The 18,999-nt window shown below is 38.0% G+C and carries 18 protein-coding genes; 8 read left to right on the plus strand and 10 right to left on the minus strand.

Going from position 1 to position 18,999, the window contains the following annotated elements:
- Positions 1-14: 14 nt before the first annotated feature.
- Positions 15-797, minus strand: coding sequence for a hypothetical protein (locus FGD67_RS13945; protein ID WP_257171738.1), 783 nt, complete (start codon positions 795-797; stop codon positions 15-17).
- Positions 798-1,063: 266 nt separating this feature from the next.
- Between FGD67_RS13945 and FGD67_RS13950 the strand changes: the two genes are divergently transcribed.
- From FGD67_RS13950 to FGD67_RS13970, 5 genes are all read left to right on the plus strand, one after another.
- Positions 1,064-2,359, plus strand: a complete 1,296-nt coding sequence (locus tag FGD67_RS13950; protein WP_257171739.1) for a hypothetical protein — start codon at positions 1,064-1,066, stop codon at positions 2,357-2,359.
- Positions 2,359-3,105 (plus strand): VacJ family lipoprotein, encoded by a 747-nt coding sequence (locus FGD67_RS13955; RefSeq protein WP_257171740.1) that lies wholly within the window; start codon positions 2,359-2,361, stop codon positions 3,103-3,105. Before FGD67_RS13950 ends, FGD67_RS13955 begins: the two co-directional genes overlap by 1 nt.
- Before the next feature lie 115 nt (positions 3,106-3,220).
- Positions 3,221-3,967 carry a 1-acylglycerol-3-phosphate O-acyltransferase gene (locus tag FGD67_RS13960; protein WP_257171741.1) on the plus strand — a complete coding sequence of 249 codons (747 nt, stop codon included), beginning with the start codon at positions 3,221-3,223 and terminating at the stop codon, positions 3,965-3,967.
- Positions 3,968-3,993: 26 nt separating this feature from the next.
- On the plus strand, positions 3,994-4,344 hold the full coding sequence (gene rraB / locus FGD67_RS13965) for a ribonuclease E inhibitor RraB (RefSeq protein ID WP_257171742.1): 351 nt from the start codon (positions 3,994-3,996) through the stop codon (positions 4,342-4,344).
- A 27-nt stretch (positions 4,345-4,371) separates the two neighbouring features.
- Positions 4,372-4,527 carry a hypothetical protein gene (locus tag FGD67_RS13970; RefSeq protein ID WP_158077028.1) on the plus strand — a complete coding sequence of 52 codons (156 nt, stop codon included), beginning with the start codon at positions 4,372-4,374 and terminating at the stop codon, positions 4,525-4,527.
- 95 nt (positions 4,528-4,622) lie between these two features.
- On the opposite strand, the gene FGD67_RS13975 is transcribed toward FGD67_RS13970, so the two are convergent.
- Complete coding sequence (locus FGD67_RS13975) at positions 4,623-7,712, minus strand: efflux RND transporter permease subunit (RefSeq protein ID WP_257171743.1); 3,090 nt, start codon at positions 7,710-7,712, stop codon at positions 4,623-4,625.
- Entirely contained in the window at positions 7,709-8,863 is a 1,155-nt protein-coding gene (locus FGD67_RS13980; protein WP_257171744.1) for an efflux RND transporter periplasmic adaptor subunit, read from the minus strand. The genes FGD67_RS13975 and FGD67_RS13980 overlap by 4 nt, the downstream gene beginning before the upstream one ends.
- Before the next feature lie 268 nt (positions 8,864-9,131).
- Between FGD67_RS13980 and FGD67_RS13985 the strand changes: the two genes are divergently transcribed.
- Positions 9,132-9,740 carry a TetR/AcrR family transcriptional regulator gene (locus FGD67_RS13985; protein ID WP_257171745.1) on the plus strand — a complete coding sequence of 203 codons (609 nt, stop codon included), beginning with the start codon at positions 9,132-9,134 and terminating at the stop codon, positions 9,738-9,740.
- Positions 9,741-9,820: 80 nt separating this feature from the next.
- Here FGD67_RS13985 and FGD67_RS13990 read toward each other — a convergent pair whose 3' ends face one another.
- The 7 genes from FGD67_RS13990 to FGD67_RS14020 all read right to left on the minus strand — a co-directional run bounded on the left by FGD67_RS13990 (position 9,821) and on the right by FGD67_RS14020 (position 16,650).
- Positions 9,821-10,471 (minus strand): TetR/AcrR family transcriptional regulator, encoded by a 651-nt coding sequence (locus FGD67_RS13990; RefSeq protein ID WP_257171746.1) that lies wholly within the window; start codon positions 10,469-10,471, stop codon positions 9,821-9,823.
- A 915-nt stretch (positions 10,472-11,386) separates the two neighbouring features.
- Positions 11,387-12,262 (minus strand): fumarylacetoacetate hydrolase family protein, encoded by an 876-nt coding sequence (locus FGD67_RS13995; protein ID WP_257171747.1) that lies wholly within the window; start codon positions 12,260-12,262, stop codon positions 11,387-11,389.
- Positions 12,263-12,313: 51 nt separating this feature from the next.
- Positions 12,314-13,090 (minus strand): SDR family NAD(P)-dependent oxidoreductase, encoded by a 777-nt coding sequence (locus tag FGD67_RS14000; protein ID WP_257171748.1) that lies wholly within the window; start codon positions 13,088-13,090, stop codon positions 12,314-12,316.
- Between the two features lie 21 nt (positions 13,091-13,111).
- Positions 13,112-13,984 (minus strand): amidohydrolase, encoded by an 873-nt coding sequence (locus tag FGD67_RS14005; RefSeq protein WP_257171749.1) that lies wholly within the window; start codon positions 13,982-13,984, stop codon positions 13,112-13,114.
- Positions 13,984-15,030 (minus strand): aldo/keto reductase, encoded by a 1,047-nt coding sequence (locus tag FGD67_RS14010; RefSeq protein WP_257171750.1) that lies wholly within the window; start codon positions 15,028-15,030, stop codon positions 13,984-13,986. Before FGD67_RS14010 ends, FGD67_RS14005 begins: the two co-directional genes overlap by 1 nt.
- 15 nt (positions 15,031-15,045) lie before the next feature.
- Positions 15,046-16,128 (minus strand): alpha-hydroxy acid oxidase, encoded by a 1,083-nt coding sequence (locus FGD67_RS14015; RefSeq protein WP_257175124.1) that lies wholly within the window; start codon positions 16,126-16,128, stop codon positions 15,046-15,048.
- 204 nt (positions 16,129-16,332) lie between these two features.
- Positions 16,333-16,650 (minus strand): UxaA family hydrolase, encoded by a 318-nt coding sequence (locus FGD67_RS14020; RefSeq protein WP_257171751.1) that lies wholly within the window; start codon positions 16,648-16,650, stop codon positions 16,333-16,335.
- Positions 16,651-17,512: 862 nt separating this feature from the next.
- On the opposite strand from FGD67_RS14020, the gene FGD67_RS14025 reads away from it, so the two are divergent.
- Complete coding sequence (locus tag FGD67_RS14025) at positions 17,513-18,310, plus strand: IclR family transcriptional regulator (protein ID WP_257171752.1); 798 nt, start codon at positions 17,513-17,515, stop codon at positions 18,308-18,310.
- 176 nt (positions 18,311-18,486) lie between these two features.
- Positions 18,487-18,732 (plus strand): transposase, encoded by a 246-nt coding sequence (locus tag FGD67_RS14030; RefSeq protein WP_257171753.1) that lies wholly within the window; start codon positions 18,487-18,489, stop codon positions 18,730-18,732.
- Positions 18,733-18,999 lie beyond the last annotated feature (267 nt).

The following is an 18,999-nucleotide window of genomic DNA, read 5'->3' on the forward strand; positions in this document are numbered from 1 at the left end:
GTTTATAACAGGGGTTAAAAAGAATAAGTTGTGCCAATTATAGCGATATTAAGCTGATGCTTTTGTTGTAAACCAGAATTAATATTTTCATTATTTATCTGGCTAGAGGTAAAGGCTCCGACTAAGCTCCAATGCTTTGATAGATCGTAACTGCCGATAATACCTAAGGTGGTAGAGCTTGTTTGTTCATTGTTTGGGCTTTTATTGAACGGCTCAAGCACAGGTGTCAAACTGTGTTGGGCTTGTCTACTTTCAAAACTAGCGGTTAAAGATAAATCAAATTTTCCATGGTGTAACACGTTATAAGCGCTGCGTATAAATACTCTAAAATGTTTCTGATACAGCTGTTCTTGATCGCTATAACCTGTTTCTGTGCTTAATCGACCAAGCTGGTATAAGTCATTTTTTACCGCGTTAGCAAGCAGAAGTTGAGCAGACAACAAAGGCGTGTAGTTTGGTGATAAAATATAACTATTTTTTAAGCTATACAGCCCCGTCTGAAAGCTCTTATTGATATGTCTTTGTAGTACCTTAGTATCATCTACTGAAAATAACTGTTTTATTACTTGTCGATTGTGAAGATTTTTTTCATCTTGAGCGGCAATAATAAGAGCAGATAAACCCCATTCTTGAGTTAAATTTAATGACAAATTATTGTTTGTTGCTTGATAAATTGTCATGGCCGGTTTTACAGAGTTTGTCACTGTACTTGCTTTGCTGTCTTCAGCCATGGCCTGACACTGCAGTGGTAATACCATAATAAAGCAACTTAATTTAATGATTAAAGTAATATTCATATAACTCCTTATTAGACTTTAACCCACGGTTAGGTCAAGTGTTTAGACGAGGGAGAAAAAATAATATTAAATAAGTGCTAGTTAATTCAGCGTCCAAGTTAACTATAGTCAATGAAAAATATGTGGTGAGAAAACTATCCAGTTATTTAATTAACGCTTTAAATTAGATACTTTTATTTGGACAAAAGTTAGAATGTGCCAGTGATATCATGGCTTATTCGCAATGATTTTAGATTGAAAAAACAAACCAGTTAGGGAGAGATTCAGTGCGGTTATTGAGTGTTTTACTCATTATATTCTTATCAGCATGTAGCATTCAACAAGATGAAGCGGTATTGGTTAAAGCTGTTTGTGATTTACCGTATTCACGCTATCAAGCAACGGTAACAGGTTACTGCCAAGAAGTTGCTGCAGATATGCCGGAATCAATTACTGTGATCAATAAACAAATAACAATTAAGCCATTAAAAGATATTCCCGAAGTGTTCTGGTTTAACAAAAAGATGAAATATTCTTTAATTAAGCAAGATGCTATCGGGCCGGTTATTTTTATTATTGCCGGCACGGGGGCAAGTTACGACAGTGCGAAAATGTTAAGTCTACAAAAGAGCTTTTATCAACAAGGCTATCATGTCATTTCTTTGTCATCGCCGACCTTTGCCAATTTTATTGTTAATTCAACTAATACTACCTATATGCCAGGTGATTTAGCGCATGATGCCGAAGATTTATATAAAGTAATGAACTTAGTTTGGGCGCAAGTGCAGGCCCAAAATGGGGTAGAAGCTTCATCATTTGCTATTACGGGCTACAGTTTAGGGGGCGCGCATTCGGCATTTATCGCGTTACTTGATGAAAAACAGCAAGCGTTTAATTTTGAAAAAGTATTGCTGATCAACCCACCCGTGAGTTTATATAACTCAGTCACGATACTCGATGAATATTTTAACTTACGTGATAACCGTCAAGCCGCCGTGGCAATGTTTGATGAAATATTTGCACGCTTTTCTGATCAATATTCAATGCAAGCATCGTCAGCATTTGATCAAGGATCGATCTTTAGTTTATTTAAGTATGCCAATTTGACCGAAGCAGAATTGAAGCTGTTAATTGGTGCTTCATTTAGAATGTCGTCATCAGATATGATATTTGCTTTGGATGCTAGTTTTAATACCGGTGCAATCACTTATAAAAATCATGTGATAGATAAATTTGAAAGTCTAACGCACTCAATGCAACGTGCTAGTGACGTAACTTTTGGCGATTACTTTGACGGTGCTATGCTGCCAAGAGCGCAACGACAAGATGCTACTACCACTAAAGCTGATTTGATACATCGGTACAGCTTGCATGCAATAGAGGATTATTTAAAAACGTCGGAAAAAATTTATTTAGTGACAAATCAAGATGATATTATTTTAAAGGCAGGAGAAGTTGACTATTTACAGTCAATATTTACTGAGCGTGCCAAAATATTTCCGCGTGGTGGCCATTGTGGCAATATGGACAGATTAAGCTTTGTTGAACATCTACAGACCATCTTTCACAGAGGCGTTAATTAATGCTAAAGCTGCTTAATCAGTTGCTCGGACTTTTTTGTTGTTTTTTAATGACTGCATGTTCTTCAGTACCTAAGTTAGAAAGTAATGCCATTGCCCCCATAGTTAAGCTACCTAATAACCATGAAGAGTTGGGAGTGATGAGTGCTTATAGCGATCCTTGGGAAGGGTTTAATCGCCGGATGTATTATTTTAATGCTAAAGCTGATGAGTATGTCATATTACCAGTGGTTGCCGGCTATCAAAAAATCACCCCTGATGTGGTTGAAAGAAGTGTTCATAACTTCTTTAGCAACTTAGATGAAATATCGACGTTTATTAACTCACTACTACAGTTAAAATTATTTGTAGCAGGTGAAACACTTGCTCGCTTTACCTTAAACTCCACTTTAGGTTTAGCGGGATTGTTTGATGTTGCCACGCAAATAGGCTTAGCTGAGCAAAATGAAGATTTTGGCCAAACCTTAGGTTATTGGGGCGTTGATGCAGGGCCTTATTTAGTATTGCCGCTGTTAGGGCCGTCATCACTTCGTGATGCCACAGCTCTGGCCTTTGATAATTTAGTTTTCCAACAAGCCATTAATGAATTAGGTCTGGATACAGATGAAGAATTATTGATATCGCTAATCGATGGTGTTGATGCAAGAGCATCTTTGCCTTTTCGATATTATGCCTCAGGCTCAGCATTTGAATATGAGCACCTAAAATTACTTTATAAAAAGTATCGTGAAATTCAGGTGGCCCGTTGATAATAGGGGCTTGCCGCGTATATTTAATTGTCTGATTATAAAGCTAGGCTGTTGGCTTAGCTATTTTAGAAATTAAAGGTATAATCAGCGCTTATAAATTTTCTAGGAATGCCCTTTGTTAGCTGTTATTCGTGTCATATTGATGACTTTAAGCTTAGTTATCATCTCTATCTGTTCTTGTTTATTCTGTTTGATCCGACCATTTCATCGCGATAATGTTTATCATACGGCTAAGTATCTTGGCAAAGTTGCAAAAATTTTGGGTTTAGATATTGAAGTACGAATACCTGATTCGGCAAAAAATATTGCTCCAGTGGTCTATATTTGCAACCATCAAAATAGCTATGACATTTTTACCGTCAGTGGTGCAGTGCAACCAGGAACAGTGAGTGTTGGTAAAAAAAGTTTAAAATGGATACCATTTTTTGGGCAAATGTACTGGTTAACCGGTAATATTTTAATTGATAGGAAAAATAAAAATAAAGCCATGGGGACCATAGATACAACCGCACAAAAAATTCGTGAAAAGAAACTATCTGTTTGGTTATTCCCTGAAGGCACTCGCAGCTATGGTCGGGGTGTATTACCGTTTAAAACCGGCGCATTTCGTACGGCAGCAAAAGCAGAAGTGCCGATTGTGCCTGTTTGTGCTAGCAACAGTCATAAAACCATCGATTTAAACCGTTGGGATAACGGTAAAATGATTATTGAGTTTTTAGCGCCTATTACGTTATCGAGTGAAGATAAGGAAAAAATTCGCACGGTAACCAATCAAACCCGTAGTGCTATGCTAGCTAAAATTGAACAATTAAATATTGAGACTGACTGCGAGCTAACATCGCCAAATGATAAAAAGTCATAAAATAAGTAACCAAGTGAGATAAAACAATGATTGATGAAGAATTGCAACAATGGCAAGAGCATACTGAGCAGTTGATAGCGGCCTTGGTTGAAGATGGCACTAATGAAGAAGTTCACCATACTATCGAGCATCACTTTTCTAGTGTCGATTTCGATATTTTAGAAAAAGCGGCCATTGCTGCATTTAAAATGGGTTTAGAAATTGAAGAGCCTGAAGAAGCTGAATTAGAAAATGGCGACAAAGTTTTTGCCTTTGATATTGTCACAGAACAAGCTTTAGATTTTGATATTATTTTTGATGAAACTAAAAAGATGTTCGAATTAGCAAAACAGTGCAAAGTTGATTATGATGGTTGGGGCACATATTTCGAAGAATAAATAATACAATAAAAAATAGGTTATCCGATGGAATGGTTAAAAACTTTATTACAACCCGAAACATTATCGCTACTAATTCCTATAGTCGCTATCGTTGGCGCATTTGCTGTTGCAGCACTAAAAGCACATCACCGGCATCAAGAGCGCATAGAAAAAATTAAAAATGGCTTTAATCCTGACTAATAAAAACGCAAAGTGGTAACACTTTGCGTTTTTTATCATCGCGACTAAATAACCAAAAGCTAATCTGAGCTCGTTGCTAGTGCTAACCTCACTATTTAAGTTAGTGCTGGTTGTTTGGTCAGTTCAAAGGCATTGTGTTGGCTAAATAACGAAAAAGCTGCTGGCACAAAGATAAACGATAAAATGGTTGTTAACACAGTACCACCAGCTACCGCGACAGCAAAAGGCGGCCAAAAACCACCGCCAGCAAGAATCAAGGGTAAAAAGCCTCCAACGGTTGTGATGGTTGTAGAACTAATATGGCGAGCACAACTTTGTACACAACGAATAATTGCTGCTTGGTCACCCTGTATGGCTTTTTCATCCATTTTTAATTCAGCAATAATGACAATCGCGGCATTGATAGCAAGTCCCATTAGGCCTAATAAGCCAATAATTACCGTGAAACCAAAAGGGTAGTCAAAAATATAGACACTTAGTAACCCTAAGCCAATAGATTGAAATGCCGATAAAAATATAATGGCACTGAGTCGAAATGAGTTAAAAGATAACACCACCACCGTCAATAACAACGTTAGTATTAAACCAACGCTTGCCAATAACTTACCCACGGCTTTATTACGCTCTGCTGACTCACCACCAAACTCTATGCGATAGCCGTGATATAATTGATAATCTGCTTTAGCCATATTCTCTTTAACGCGATCCAAAACTACTGAGGGAAGCACGCCGGCACGAATATAGCCTTCAATGACATTCACGCGCACACCATTCCTGTGTGGAATAGCGCCACGGCTAGCTTTAACTTCTAAATCGGCAATCGCAGTCAGTGGTATCGATTGCTTTGAGCTTGGATTAATAACGTTAACATTTTCTAAAGCAGCTAAATCATCTCGTTGTTCATTACCAATACGAACCCTAACTGGAATAGACTCTGTTGCTTCGATAATTGAGCCATTTACTTGACCAGATAACGTTGTGTTTAGTTGCTGCGCTACTTGTACTAAAGACAGGCCGGCTAAATTAGCTTTAGCCTCATTAATATTGACCCAAACCTTAGGTGTTCCCGGCTGAAGCGTTGCTCGACTATGCGTAATATCTTGGGTATCAGCCATAAAAGCGCGAATATCATCACCAATAGATTTTAACCTATCTAGATTAGGTCCAAAGATACGTAACTCTACAGGGGCATTGAAAGGAGGGCCTTGTTCCAGTTTCCTGACCAATATTTGTGCTTCAGGTAACATTTCATCTAAACTTTTTTGGATGTCAGGAATTAAACGATTCGCGGCTTGAAAGCTTGTCGCGGTAACCATCGCTTGCGCGTAATATTGAGCACCATCTTTTGTTGGCATTAAATTGTAGTAAAAAGACGGGGCATTATTACCGATAAACCAACGAACATCCTTAATACCTTCTAGCTTTGTCAGATAATTTGTTAGCTGTGAACTGACGCGCTGGGTATTGATAATGCTACTTTGTGACGGTAAAAAAAGCTCAATTTGAAACATGTCGCGATCAGAAGCCGGAAAAAATTGCTCTTGTAATTGCTTTGCCGCGATAAAGCCAAATAGCGGTAGGCAAAATACTAAAGTGATGATGGTTTTTCGGTAAGTCAGTGAACAACTTAGAACACTAACAAAGCTGCGATTTAATGCCGGTAAGGTGATCCCGCGTTGGTACCAATGTGATTCATGAGTATTATTGCGTTTGCCAATGAAGCGACCGGCTAAACCTGCAACAATAGTATGAGAGATAATATAAGAGCCAATCAGGGAGAATATAACACTGAGGGCAATACCACCAACAAACTCACCGGCAGGGCCTGGCATCAATACGATAGGCATAAAAGCTAAAATGGTTGTTAAGGTTGAGCCAAGTAATGGTAGCCATAGATGGTTAACCGCATTTGAGACCGCATCAAGTCGACGTTGACCATTCTCCCGATTGGTTTTTATTGTATCAGCTATGACAATGGCATTATCAACCATGATCCCTAAAGCAACCACCAGACCGGTTACTGACATTTGGTGTATCGGTAAACCGTAAAAATTCATCACAGATAAGGTAAATAACACGGTTAATGGCAGCGATAGGGCAACAATTAAAGCGGCTTGCCAACCTAATGTGATGAGTAGTACGACTGCGATGATGGCAAAACCTACGGCGATATTACTGACTAAATCACTGAGACGAGTTTCGGTATAACTGCTTTGATCAAATATTACTTCTAAACTGACATTATTGGGTAAGGTTTCGGCAAATACCGCTAAGGCTTGCTGAACTGAAGCGCTCCATTGATCGATACGTAAGTTTGGTAGCATGCGTGTGGCCACAACAACAGCCTGCTGATCGTTGATCATCGCTATTTCTTTTGGTGGATAACTGACGGTTTTTTGAATATCAGCAATGTCCCCTAAGCGCATTAAGTTGCCATTATTGTCTGCTTTGATTGAAATATCACTGATCCGGTCAGTGTCATGTAACGCGCCGGCCAATTCTATTTGCATTTGGTTGAATTGATTGGTTAATTGCCCTGCAGAAACTTTAGCATCGGCTTGACGTATTTTTTCTGAAACATCACTAACGGATAGCTTTAGCTGGCTACTCATCATGGGATCGAGTTCGACTAAAACTTCCTCAGATCCTCGACCAAAAATACTGACTAAATCAGTTCCATAAATTAACTTTAATTGATTTTGTAGCTCATTTGCATAGCGCCCTAGTGTCGCGGTATTGGGTTCACCTGTGCCTTGCCAGTTGAGAGCGATTATTTGGGTATAAGCATAGCCTCTATCGTCTTCTAATATTGGTGAGAGTGTACCGGCAGGTAAACTTGGACTGAGATCATTAAGCAAATCTCGCACTCTAGACCATATCGGCTTGGTATCGGTAATTTCATCTTGTAATTTCACTTGGACAATTGAAATACCGGGGCGAGAGTTTGAAGTTAATAGGTTTATTTCAGGTAGTTTTCGTAACTTTTGCTCGATTTTCTCGCTAATGAGTACTTCAACTCTTTCAGCACTTGCACCGGGTAATTGCGTAATAACACTGGCGATTCTGTTGGTTATTCTGGGATCTTCGGTACGAGGCAAATTGCTCAAGGCACCTAAACCAGCTACGACTAAGAGGGTGATCACCAAAGACATTAAGCGGCCATTTTTAACAAATGAACGTATCATAAGCTTTGCCCTTTCATGGCGACGGGCGTTACTTGTTGATCAGCACGCTTAACAATTTGTTTGGGGACATAGCGGTGCACACCAGCAACGATAATATCGACAGGTACTAAAGGTAAACCAGTGATATAAGCAGCGTCTAATGTTGAATATTTTACTTCAACAGTGGTTGCTGAAATCGCGAATAAATCGGCTGTTGTTGGCGTGACTTGATAAACATTCCATTGACCTCGAATACCATCGGTTAATGCCGATAAAGGTAACCAGAAACCGGCTTGCTCAATTTTTTGCTGAATGTTTACTTGTGCCAGTTGGCCATTGTAAAAATGGTTTTTCTGACTCAGAGCTAGGCGTAATTCAACCGTACGACTAATGTCATGTACTTGTTTTCCAATCACTAATAGTGTTGCCGATAAGACTTGTTTATCTAAGGTCACGGGCAATGTTTGTCCGACAGTTAAGCGACTAGCTACGCTAACAGGCACACCGACAGAAACTTCATGATGGCTTTGCTTAATCAGCTCAAAGGCTGTTTGATTTGGGCTGAAGTTCTCCCCTTCGGCGATAGAGCGTGTGCTTATGATGGCATCAAATGGCGCATGAAGCTTAGCCCGTGACATTTGATACTCTATATTTGCTATATTTGCTTGTTGGCGAGACAGATCAGCAATAATGATCTTTTTTTCCGTTTCAAGTTCATCTAATGCCTGCTTAGAGCTATAACCTTTAGAGCTTAAATCATAAATGCGCGATAGGTTTAAACGATTCAATTCAGCTTGTGCATTTAATTGCGCTATGGTCGCGGCAATTTCTTGTCGCTTAATGGTGAGTAATTCTGTATCAAGCTCTGCTAATAGTTGACCTTGTTTAATGATGTCACCACTATCGACATAAACTTTGGTGACTTTGCCGGCGTACTCAAAGCTGAGTGATGCCAACTGTTTACTGACAACTTTACCAATATAATTTCGCTCAATATCATAAGACAAATTTGGTGAGATGGTTTGAATATTAGCACTGTGGTGATAATTAGCGCTTAGTTCACTCGCTTGAGTTTTGTCTTGTTCAGTATCAGAGCAAGCACTTAATAAGGCGCAAGTTAATAATAAACCATAAATTGCCAGTAGTTTTTTGGTGCGTTGGACTATGAACACGTAATGAGCCTTAAATGTAAAGTATACAAACTAGACTCAACAGTCTAGTTTACTCAAACTAGACTGTCTAGTCTATTTTGATGTATGTTATCGCACGGTTAAAGATCTTTACACTAATCAATGATGATCAGTAGATAACACTATGGAAGAGGTAAAGTTGTAGCTTAATAGGGTATAATACTCATATTAATATTGACCTGTGTGATGTACTTACCGGACATGTATCGTGTTAATTTTTTAGTTTTTATGGATAGTGGTGACTAGCTTTATGGCAAATGTGCGAAGCAAAAGTGAAAGTAAAAGAAAACAGATATTGGTTGCAGCAACGTTGTTGTTTACCGAACAAGGTTATAGCTCTACGAGTATGGATTTAATTGCTAAAAATGCCGGTGTTTCTAAGCAAACGGTGTATAGCCATTTTGGTAGTAAAGATGAATTATTTGCTGCATCAATAAAGCAAAAATGTGATTCTTACCAAATGACTGAAATTTCACTTGATACCGCTAGTGAGCCGGCAGAAATTTTATTTATTTTGGCAAAACGGTTTTTGGCTATGCTGACCTCAAAAGAAGCACTAGCGATACATAAAATTTGTGCTTACGAATCTAAATCTTACCCACAAATATCGGAACTATTCTATCAAGAGGGTCCTGAACGTATTGTGAATGACGTGGCAAAGCTCATGGCTGAGTTTGATAACAAGCAGCAGCTAATAATCCCTGAAGCTAAATTTGCTGCGTTACAGTTTTTAAATATGGTGAAAGGAGAGTGCTGGATGCGGCTTGAATTTAATACTAAAAAGCAAATATCAGAAAGCGAAATTAACCGTTATTTAGACTCGAGTATTGCGATGTTTATTAAAGGCTACTCAACTTAGTTACTCAGTAACCTGCAGAGTAACTCCGGTCATATTTACTAGCGCTATTCAAGATAAAAGCTGAATTTTAGAGGGCAGCTCTACTGCATGGTTTGTACTGATGAGGCATGAACTTCAGAAGCACTGAAAATTCCGGTTAACATCGTATCAATAACATACTCTAAATCTGAAGAAGATACTTTGGAACGTGCCATTGCTGCTGTGCCTTTGAGTGCTGTGTATAAACTTAGTGCGTTGCCCGCTGAGTTATGATGCAAGCCCAACAAAATGGCTTCTTGATCATGACTAAACAGTTCACTTAATAACACTTTTGGACTCGCCTCAACTTCAGTGAGCAAAGCGGCAGCATTAGCAGGAATATCGCCACCGGCGACTTCTGATTGGCACAATACGAGATAACAACCTTTGGGTTGCTCGGAGCTACATTGCATACGAACAATTGACATCATGTAGTTTTTTAGCCGAGTTTGTAAAGGGGTATTAGGTTCATACAAGGCAGCAGAGTGGCTTGTTAAATTGTGTTCGATATAATATTGAGTCGCCTTAATGAATAAAGCTTCTTTATTACCAAAAGTATTATACATACTCGGCTTATTAATCTTCATACATTTTGTTAGCTCAGCTAAAGAAGCACCAACAAAACCTTTTGCCCAAAACACTTCCATTGCTGCTTGTAATGCAGTTTGCTCATCAAATTTACGCTTACGGCCACTAACCACAATGATATCCATTTATTGTCTTACATTAGCCATATTGTACTCAATGGTATATTTGAGATCAATCGGTCAAATAGTTAAGTTATTGCTTAGCGAGAAATATTAAGCTACTGACCACTAACCGTTAATACGGCGGTTCTAGCGCTAGTATAATCGCGATGTTCTCCAGATGTTACAGGTGAATGATATTACTCTTGATGCACAGAAACCGTGCGTTTAATCATCATGCAATGTCGATATAGATTGATTGTTATACCAAGTCTATTAAGTTTGTTCTCATTCAGCGCTTACCAGCGGTATCGAATCGCTGGTAAGCTCCCCAAGGTTAATTTTAAAAGGCTTACAGGCCGTATTGTTGATTTTGATAATGAATAAATGTTATTTAAATCAACACCTTAAATTAATTTAAGTGAGTGCTTAGGTTCAGTCTTGAACTGTGAACCTGTGCCGCTAAAGCTTTTAAATTTCATTGACTGGGAAGAAACTTAGTAGAGTTGGTATTACTGTACTCTCTGGAAGTCGTCAGATCGCTATAGTGATCATAATTATTTCACGGCAAAAGTTTAAGGCTGTTGGCGTTTTATATCGTGTAATCAAGATTATGCGTCAGTTTCAATAGCATGATTGAATAAAGACGCTTTTCCCGCTCATCATGTAATAAGCGCTGAGAGAGAACAAACTTAATAGCTTTGGTATTACAAAATATACAATGTTAGTTACCAAGTTTGAAAAGGCAGCATGCAAACTTGATTTAAAGTACTGAATGTGGATTACAGATTAATATTATATTTACTTCATAAATTGCTATAGCTTTTTTAGGTCAAAGCGCCATCAAAAATATGGCGCTTTGTGCTTTGAAAAGATTAACTGATATTAAAGGTTTAAATTGCTATTTAGCCATATATTCAAAGTTAGTCATATTCTCAGGAATTAGTCACTGACAGAAACGACAACTCGATCTTTTTCGTGAGCAACAACTGCTTGTTGTTGTGTGCCCAACCCTTCAATACCTAAGGTGATTTTATCGCCAGGTTTTAAGTATAATGGTGGAGTTTGGCCTAAACCAACACCAGGAGGTGTGCCAGTTGAAATTATATCACCCGGCTGTAAGCTCATAAATTTACTTAAGTAACTGACAATGTAAGCGGGCTTGAATACCATAGTTTTGCTATTGCCATTTTGAAATGTCTTTCCGTTAACTGCTAAATGCATTGCTAAATTATTAGGGTCTTTGACTTCATCACTGGTGACTAGCCAAGGACCAATAGGACCAAAAGTATCGCAGCCTTTTCCTTTGTCCCACTGACTGCCTTTTTCTAATTGGAAAGTACGCTCAGAAACATCGTTGCAAACACAATATCCGGCAATATATTCGTGAGCATCTTCTTCACTAACATAAGAAGCATGTTTGCCTATGACGATTGCAAGTTCAACTTCCCAGTCTAACTTATCACTATTTCTAGGCTGTACTATGTCATCATTAGGGCCAGAAATTGCACTGGTCGCTTTAGTAAATACCTCTGGCTCTTCTGGGATATTCATACCAGACTCAGCAGCATGGTCAGCATAATTAAGACCAATACAAAGAAATTTACCGACATTACCGACACAAGCCCCTAAACGAACATTTTTATCAACAATCGGCAAGCTAGATAAATCTAAAGCTTGAATACGTTGTAAGTTATCAGCTGATAATGTTGCACCGTTAATATCACCAACGACATCACTTAGATTTCTAATAATGCCATTATCATCCATAATACCAGGCTTTTCTTGACCTAATGGCCCATAACGAAGTAATTTCATTTCATTGATCTCTTTAATATAAGTTGTTCAGTTAAATTTAGTTAAATTAGCTTAATTGTTTAAGGTGACAAAGCCGCCGTCTATTGGGAAATTACTTCCTGTAATAAATGCCGCATCATCAGAGCAAAGGTAATCGACTAAGCCGGCAATTTCATCCGGTGTTCCCATTCGGCCAATAGGTTGACTTTTGGATAACTTTTCAAACATTTCTGCTTTATTATCGGCATAATTTTTTTCTAAAAAGTTATCAACAAAAGGGGTATGGACGCGACCGGGAGATATACAATTACAACGAATACCATCAGCTAAGTAATCTTTAGCAACAGAGTAAGTCATGGTTAATACCGCACCTTTGGTCATTGAATAGGCAAACCTATCAGCAATGCCCACGGAAGAGGCGACTGACGCCATGTTGATAATAACGCCACTTTTTTGAGCTTTCATTGCTTCAATAGCGCCATAAATACAGTTGTAAACGCCTTTAACATTGATGTTATAGAGCCTATCTAAATCTGCTTCGCTGGTTTGTTCGATATTACCGATATGTGCTATGCCAGCATTATTAACTAGTATATCGATGGTATGTTCGTTATTAATATTTTTAAATAAGGCTAAAACGTCTTTATTGTTCGATACATCAAGGGCATAGGCTTGAGCAATGCCGCCTGCATTGATAATTTCTTCAACAGTTGCTTGTGCGGCTTCAAGGTTTAGGTCGACAACTAATACTTTTATATTTTTCTGAGCAAGTCGCAAACAAATACTTTTGCCTATGCCGCTTGCACCACCGGTGACTAAAGCGACTTTTATTTTATTTTCTACAGTCATACTTAATTCCTAAATCGATAACTAATAAGAAGGTAACTGATAAAACGTACGAGCATTGTCTGCCCAAATTTTACGTTTTTCTTCATCTTGATAATTGTTGAGTAATACTTGGGTTAATTCTACCCAAGTGTCATAGTCGCCATTAAGTTTGATTACGGGCCAATCACTTCCCCACATGATTCTATTTGGGCCAAACTCTTGGCTAATGTGGTCAACATAGGGTTGAATAATACTGGCATCAACTTGCCCTTGTGGCGCTTCTGTTAATAAGCCCGACATTTTAATGTAGACATTTTTACAGCTAGCAATGCTTGTTATACGCCTTTGCCAAAAGCGAGATGGTGGCATAGCTAAATTTGGTTTGGCGCAATGATCTATCACAATTTTTAAAGTTGGATGTCTATCGGCAATGCTCTTGATATTCGATAAATGAACATCATTAACTAAGGCATCAAAAGTTAAGTGTTTTTTTGCCATAAATTCAAAAATAGGATTGAATTTATCTTTTAAGATCCAATTCACATCGTCAATATCTTGTAGCATTGGTCGAATGCCTTTGAAATATGGATTGTGAGCCAAGCGCGCTAAGGTCGTTATTGCTTTGGCATCTTCCATATCAATCCAACCGACCACGCCTGCGACAAAGTTGGTACGCTCAGCAATTTCAAGTAAGAAATGAGTTTCCTCCTCAGTAGCCGCGGCTTGCACTAATATGGTTTGACTAATACCTTGGTGCTCAAGCGTAGGGGCTAAGTGCTGTGGTAGAAAATCTTTATACAGTAGCGCTAGCTCAGGTGTTAGCCAGTGATAGTCATCGCGTGATAATTGCCAAAAATGTTGATGACTATCAACTCGTTCTATATTCGGTTTGATTTCAAATTTAGTGTTACTCATCAGATACTTTTCGCTGAGCAGGGTAAAGGTGCGTCTTTATCTAACAAGTTTTTATCTTTTAATGTTTGCCAAAACTCAGCAGGAATAACCTCATTAAATAATGCGATAGTTTGTTCTACACGTTTAGCACTACCTAGGCCTGGAATTACCGACGCGACTGCTGAATGCCCTAATGGAAATTGTAAAGCGGCTGCGGCTAACGTGACTTTATATTGACTACAAACGGCTTCAATTTTTGCGACTTTATCAATAATATGCTGTGGTGCTGGTTCATAATCATAATAAGGGATGTTGTTACCCTTTACACCGGTAGCTAAAATGCCTGAATTGTAGGGGCCACCTAAAATAATTGATGCACCATGGGCTTCACATGTAGGTAAGAATTGCTGAAGCGGCGTTTGTTCTAATAATGAATACCTTCCGGCTAAGAGAAAGCAGTCAAACTGACCGATATTCATTGCTCGCTCGCAAATTTCAACTTCATTCACGCCCAAACCCACGGCTTTTATGTCGCCATGTTTTCTTAATTCATCTAAGGCTTTATAACCGCTGGTCTCAAATTGCTTAAAGTAGTGTTTATCATTATCGCCATGGGTATAAGCGCCCAGATCATGAAGCAATAAAATATCTATTTCCGCTAAACCTAAGCGTTGCTGACTGTCTTCAAATGAACGCATGATGCCACTATAAGAGTAATCATAATGAGCATCAAAGGGCATAGGACTAAGAAAACCATGGCGTAATTGCTTGATATCTGCTGTTGCATCGGGTTTAAGCAGTCGGCCAACTTTGGTCGATAAAACATACTGCTCTTTGCTCAAAGGCCTTAACGCATCACCTATTCTCCGTTCACTTAGACCGGCACCATAACGAGGCGATGTATCAAATAAAGTCATCCCCAAGTCAATTGCTTTATCTAATGTCGCTTGTGCTTCTGTATTTGATACTGCTTGATATAGATTGCCCATGGAAGCTGCACCAAAGCCTAGTGTTGATACTTCAAGTGCAGTTTGACCAAGTTGTCGTCTATCGCAAATATTATTCATATATAATAAGCTTATTTAACTAACTAAATGACGAGGCAAATCTGCAACGCTTTTACATCCTAGCTGATTCATTATTTGGGTTAACTGCAAGGTCAGTGAATTAATGGTATGAATGCCTCCTTTATCGCCCAAGGCACCAACACCATAAACAAAAGGACGCCCTAAAAAGGTAAAATCTGCACCAGAGGCTAATGCCCCCGCAATGTTAGTTCCGCTGCGTAAGCCACTGTCCATAAATATTTTAATTTTATCACCGTGTTTTTTAGCTATACGTTGCAAGGGCTCAACGGGTGATTCACCGGCATCAAGTTGGCGGGCACCATGGTTGGAAATAACAACTGCGTCTGCGCCTAAAGAAATTGCTGCTTCAACATCGACTTCATTAATTAAGCCTTTAATGACTAATGGCCCTTTCCAAAGTTCTCTTATGGGTTTTAATCCTTCAATATCTACACGGCCCATAACGGTTTTATTCATGAAAGCAGCTAATTGATCTGTTGGCATACCCTTTGGCATGTAAGGCTTTAATGTTTCCATTTCAGGTTTACCTGCCAAAGCGGTTGCTAATAACCACTGAGGGCATGACAACATTTGTAATATATTGCTGATGGTCATTTTTGGCGGCATGGCTAAGCCATTGCGGATGTCTCTTGGTCTAAAACCAAACGTTGGTACATCAACTGTCACCACTAACACTTTATATTGTGCCGCGGTGATGCGACGCATTAAGTCTGTGCGAATGACATCATCAGTGGGGTTATATAGCTGAAACCAAGCATTGCCTTCTGAAACTTCGCTTATACGCTCTAAGCTACTAGAAGAAACAGTACTCAATACGTAAGGGATATTTTTTTCTGCTGCAGCTTTAGCTAGGATTTCAGGTGATTTAGGCCACATTAAACCTTGTAATCCTACCGGGGCGATACCAAAAGGAGCTGAATATTTATGGCCAAATAGCTCAACACTTAAATCACTACCACTAAAGGGTTTTAATAGCTCGCTGCGCAACTGGACGGCTTCAATATCAGCGCGATTTCGTTGCACACCAATTTCTTCCATACAGCCGCCTTCTAGATAATCAAAAGCAAATTTAGGAATACGCTTTTTAGCTTGGCGTTTTAAGTCTGCAACATCAGGAAAGTTATTGTCAAAAAATCATTCATTTTAATACCTGTTTAGTCTGGCTTTGCTTGAAAAAAGAAGATTGCTTTAATGAAAAAGTTGCCTAAGTCAAGATGGGGCCATTGCCTTAGGTTGTCCAGTTTCATTAAATATTTATAAGTCAAAATAAATTCTTTCTAATTATTCTGACTTACCCATATTACCGCTAATGACATTAATCATTTGCTCGAAAATAGTTTGCTCTACCTCAACAACGGTAGCTTTACCTTCAATTATTAATCCGGTGTTAAGGTCTATATCTTCACTTAAGTTATAATACCTTTCAGGGTTTACTGATATTTTTATTACCGAAGATATTGCCGAGCCAACTACAGAGCCTCTATCGGTAGTAAATAAAACTAATAAAGCAGCAAAGGCGATCATTTCAACAATTTCTGCATTATCTGATATGTTTGGAAACCGAACATTATTAAATAAAACAAATTTTGCTACGGCCATGTCATCCTCAAAATTTTTAATTAGGTAATTTCATAATTATCACGGTAGTGAAATGTATAATTTTAGATGCTTTTCAAATATGAAATTTAATTTTATTTGTAAAACTTAAGTGTTAAGGTTTCACAAGTCAACTGTTTTTAGCATTTATTCCTAATTTTGATTTATTTATATTGACCGATAATAAAAATAGAATCATCAATATGAAAGTTGTAAATTCGTTTAACTTGTTGATATTTAAATTATTATATTTCATATTAATTCGAGCTATATTTTTAAGTATAAAATACCACCCTTCCTTAAAGAGAAAGTGAACTTAGTGATAGTGGGAAGACAGTCATGAATTACTCGGCAGATGTTAGTGGCTTCCACATAGTAAGGCTGCAAAATTAGTCAACATGGCGATTAAGGGTGTCGCGGTTACTGTGTAAAGTATGGCTATTCTGTTTCAGTCATATACTAAAGAAAACGATAATAAAGAAGAAATTGCAAAATAATCGTTATAAGAAGATAGCTAAAGTTACTGAAGTTAAACGCTTGTATGAATGTAGATGAGAATTTTAGTTTTTAACAAACATCACCAATGATTTGAATAAGGCCAAACCTATTAGAATTGCTATAGTGACGGAGTTCAAGCGTGGGAGTCATTTATGGAGAATTATCAGAAAATTGAATAAGGTAGCTCACTTGGAAGTAAGTGGAAACTTGTGGATAGAATATTTTCTTTAGTTGAACATTAGCTTGCTTTGAGTCACTAGTTTTATTTCATTTCATATATACAATCTTTTTTTATTGATTGATAATGAGGTATAATTGCAATTCTTACCGTCAAGTTAATCAACCGCATTGTTGAAATGGAAGTCAAATGACTGAAAAAAAAACCACGAAAGAAACTGGCTCACGCAAGAAACATTATTCAGCTCCTGCACTTGAAAAAGGCCTAGATCTATTAGAGTTACTTTCTTATGAAGTTGATGGTTTAAACATTGCTGAAATTACTCGGAGACTAGATAAATCAGTTGGCGAGTTATTTAGAATGTTAGCGGTATTAGAGCAACGTGGTTTTATTGAAATGCCAATGGGGAGCGACAAATATCGATTAACATTAAAAATGTTTAGCTTATCTAACCGCTTTCCTCCGATAAAAAGATTAACCTCTTTAGCTAATCCCTTAATGCAAAGTCTTTCATACACTATTGAACAGTCTTGCCATTTAGTTATTTATTATGAAGGTAAAGGTCATGTTGTAGTTCAACAAGACTCCCCATCTACCCGTATTTTTAGTGTCAGGCTAGGGGCTGAAGCGCCATTAATGAATACTTGCTCAGGCCATTTGTTACTTGCATATTCTAGTCCTGAAAAAAGAGAGCTTATGCTAAATAGGATACCTAAAAATCATCCTAAGCCAAATCAAATAGCATTCAAAAGTATACTCGAAAAAGTAGAGAAGCAGGGCTTTGAAAATATTATTAGTGCACAGACACAAGGTGTTGAAGATATAGGTTACCCAATTTTTGATGATACAGGGCAAATAGCAGCAGCATTAGTCGTGCCTTTTATTGGCTTTCTTGATGGTTCCCATTCAGTAGATGGAAATTTAGCTCATGAAAAAATTAAAGCGACTGCTGAAGAGATGTCACGTTTGTTAGGGTATGAAGCTTAAATGTATTTATATCAATTCTACTAAGTTTGTTCCCACTCAGTGAAGTTAAAAGCTTTAGCGGCACAGGGTCACAGTTCCAGACTGAACCTCAGTACCTACATCCTTGTCTCTTATACACAACTTTTCAACGTGCGATATTTATGATCTAATACCATTTTATTTCATCCTTAGTAAATATGGATGATCCTGAAGCAACACAATGGGCCCAATTGGTTTTTGGCCAAGCGAATTTAGACGATCCTCGACGCACAAAACGATTAGTCCAACTGACAAGTGATATGGCCGAAAATGCTTCAAGTTCAATTTTAAAAGCATGTGGCACATCAGGTAAAATAGAAGGTGCTTATCGTTTTATTCGTCATGAAAAAATTTCTCCTGATGAAATTGCAAACGCAGGTTTTATACCAAACGGATTAATTTGATCAGTTAATTAATCCGCTTGTTATAAGATAACAAGCGGATTGAGTTTACAATAGGGCAGGTTAATCAAATCAAGGCTTGGTATTATTGATGGAGCAAACATGCATCATGTTTTACTTTGTTAAAGATTTTCATGGCAAAGTTTTTTATTTAAAATTGCGGGCTTGTGAAATATCCAGTTAAACAATATAGACGTTAATATTTTGCGCCAGATTTTCGGTGTAGGAAGGCTCTAGAGAGCTGTATCAGTTATTTACGAAAAGTAATAA

The organism is Colwellia sp. M166 (assembly GCF_024585285.1).
GTDB lineage: Bacteria > Pseudomonadota > Gammaproteobacteria > Enterobacterales > Alteromonadaceae > Cognaticolwellia.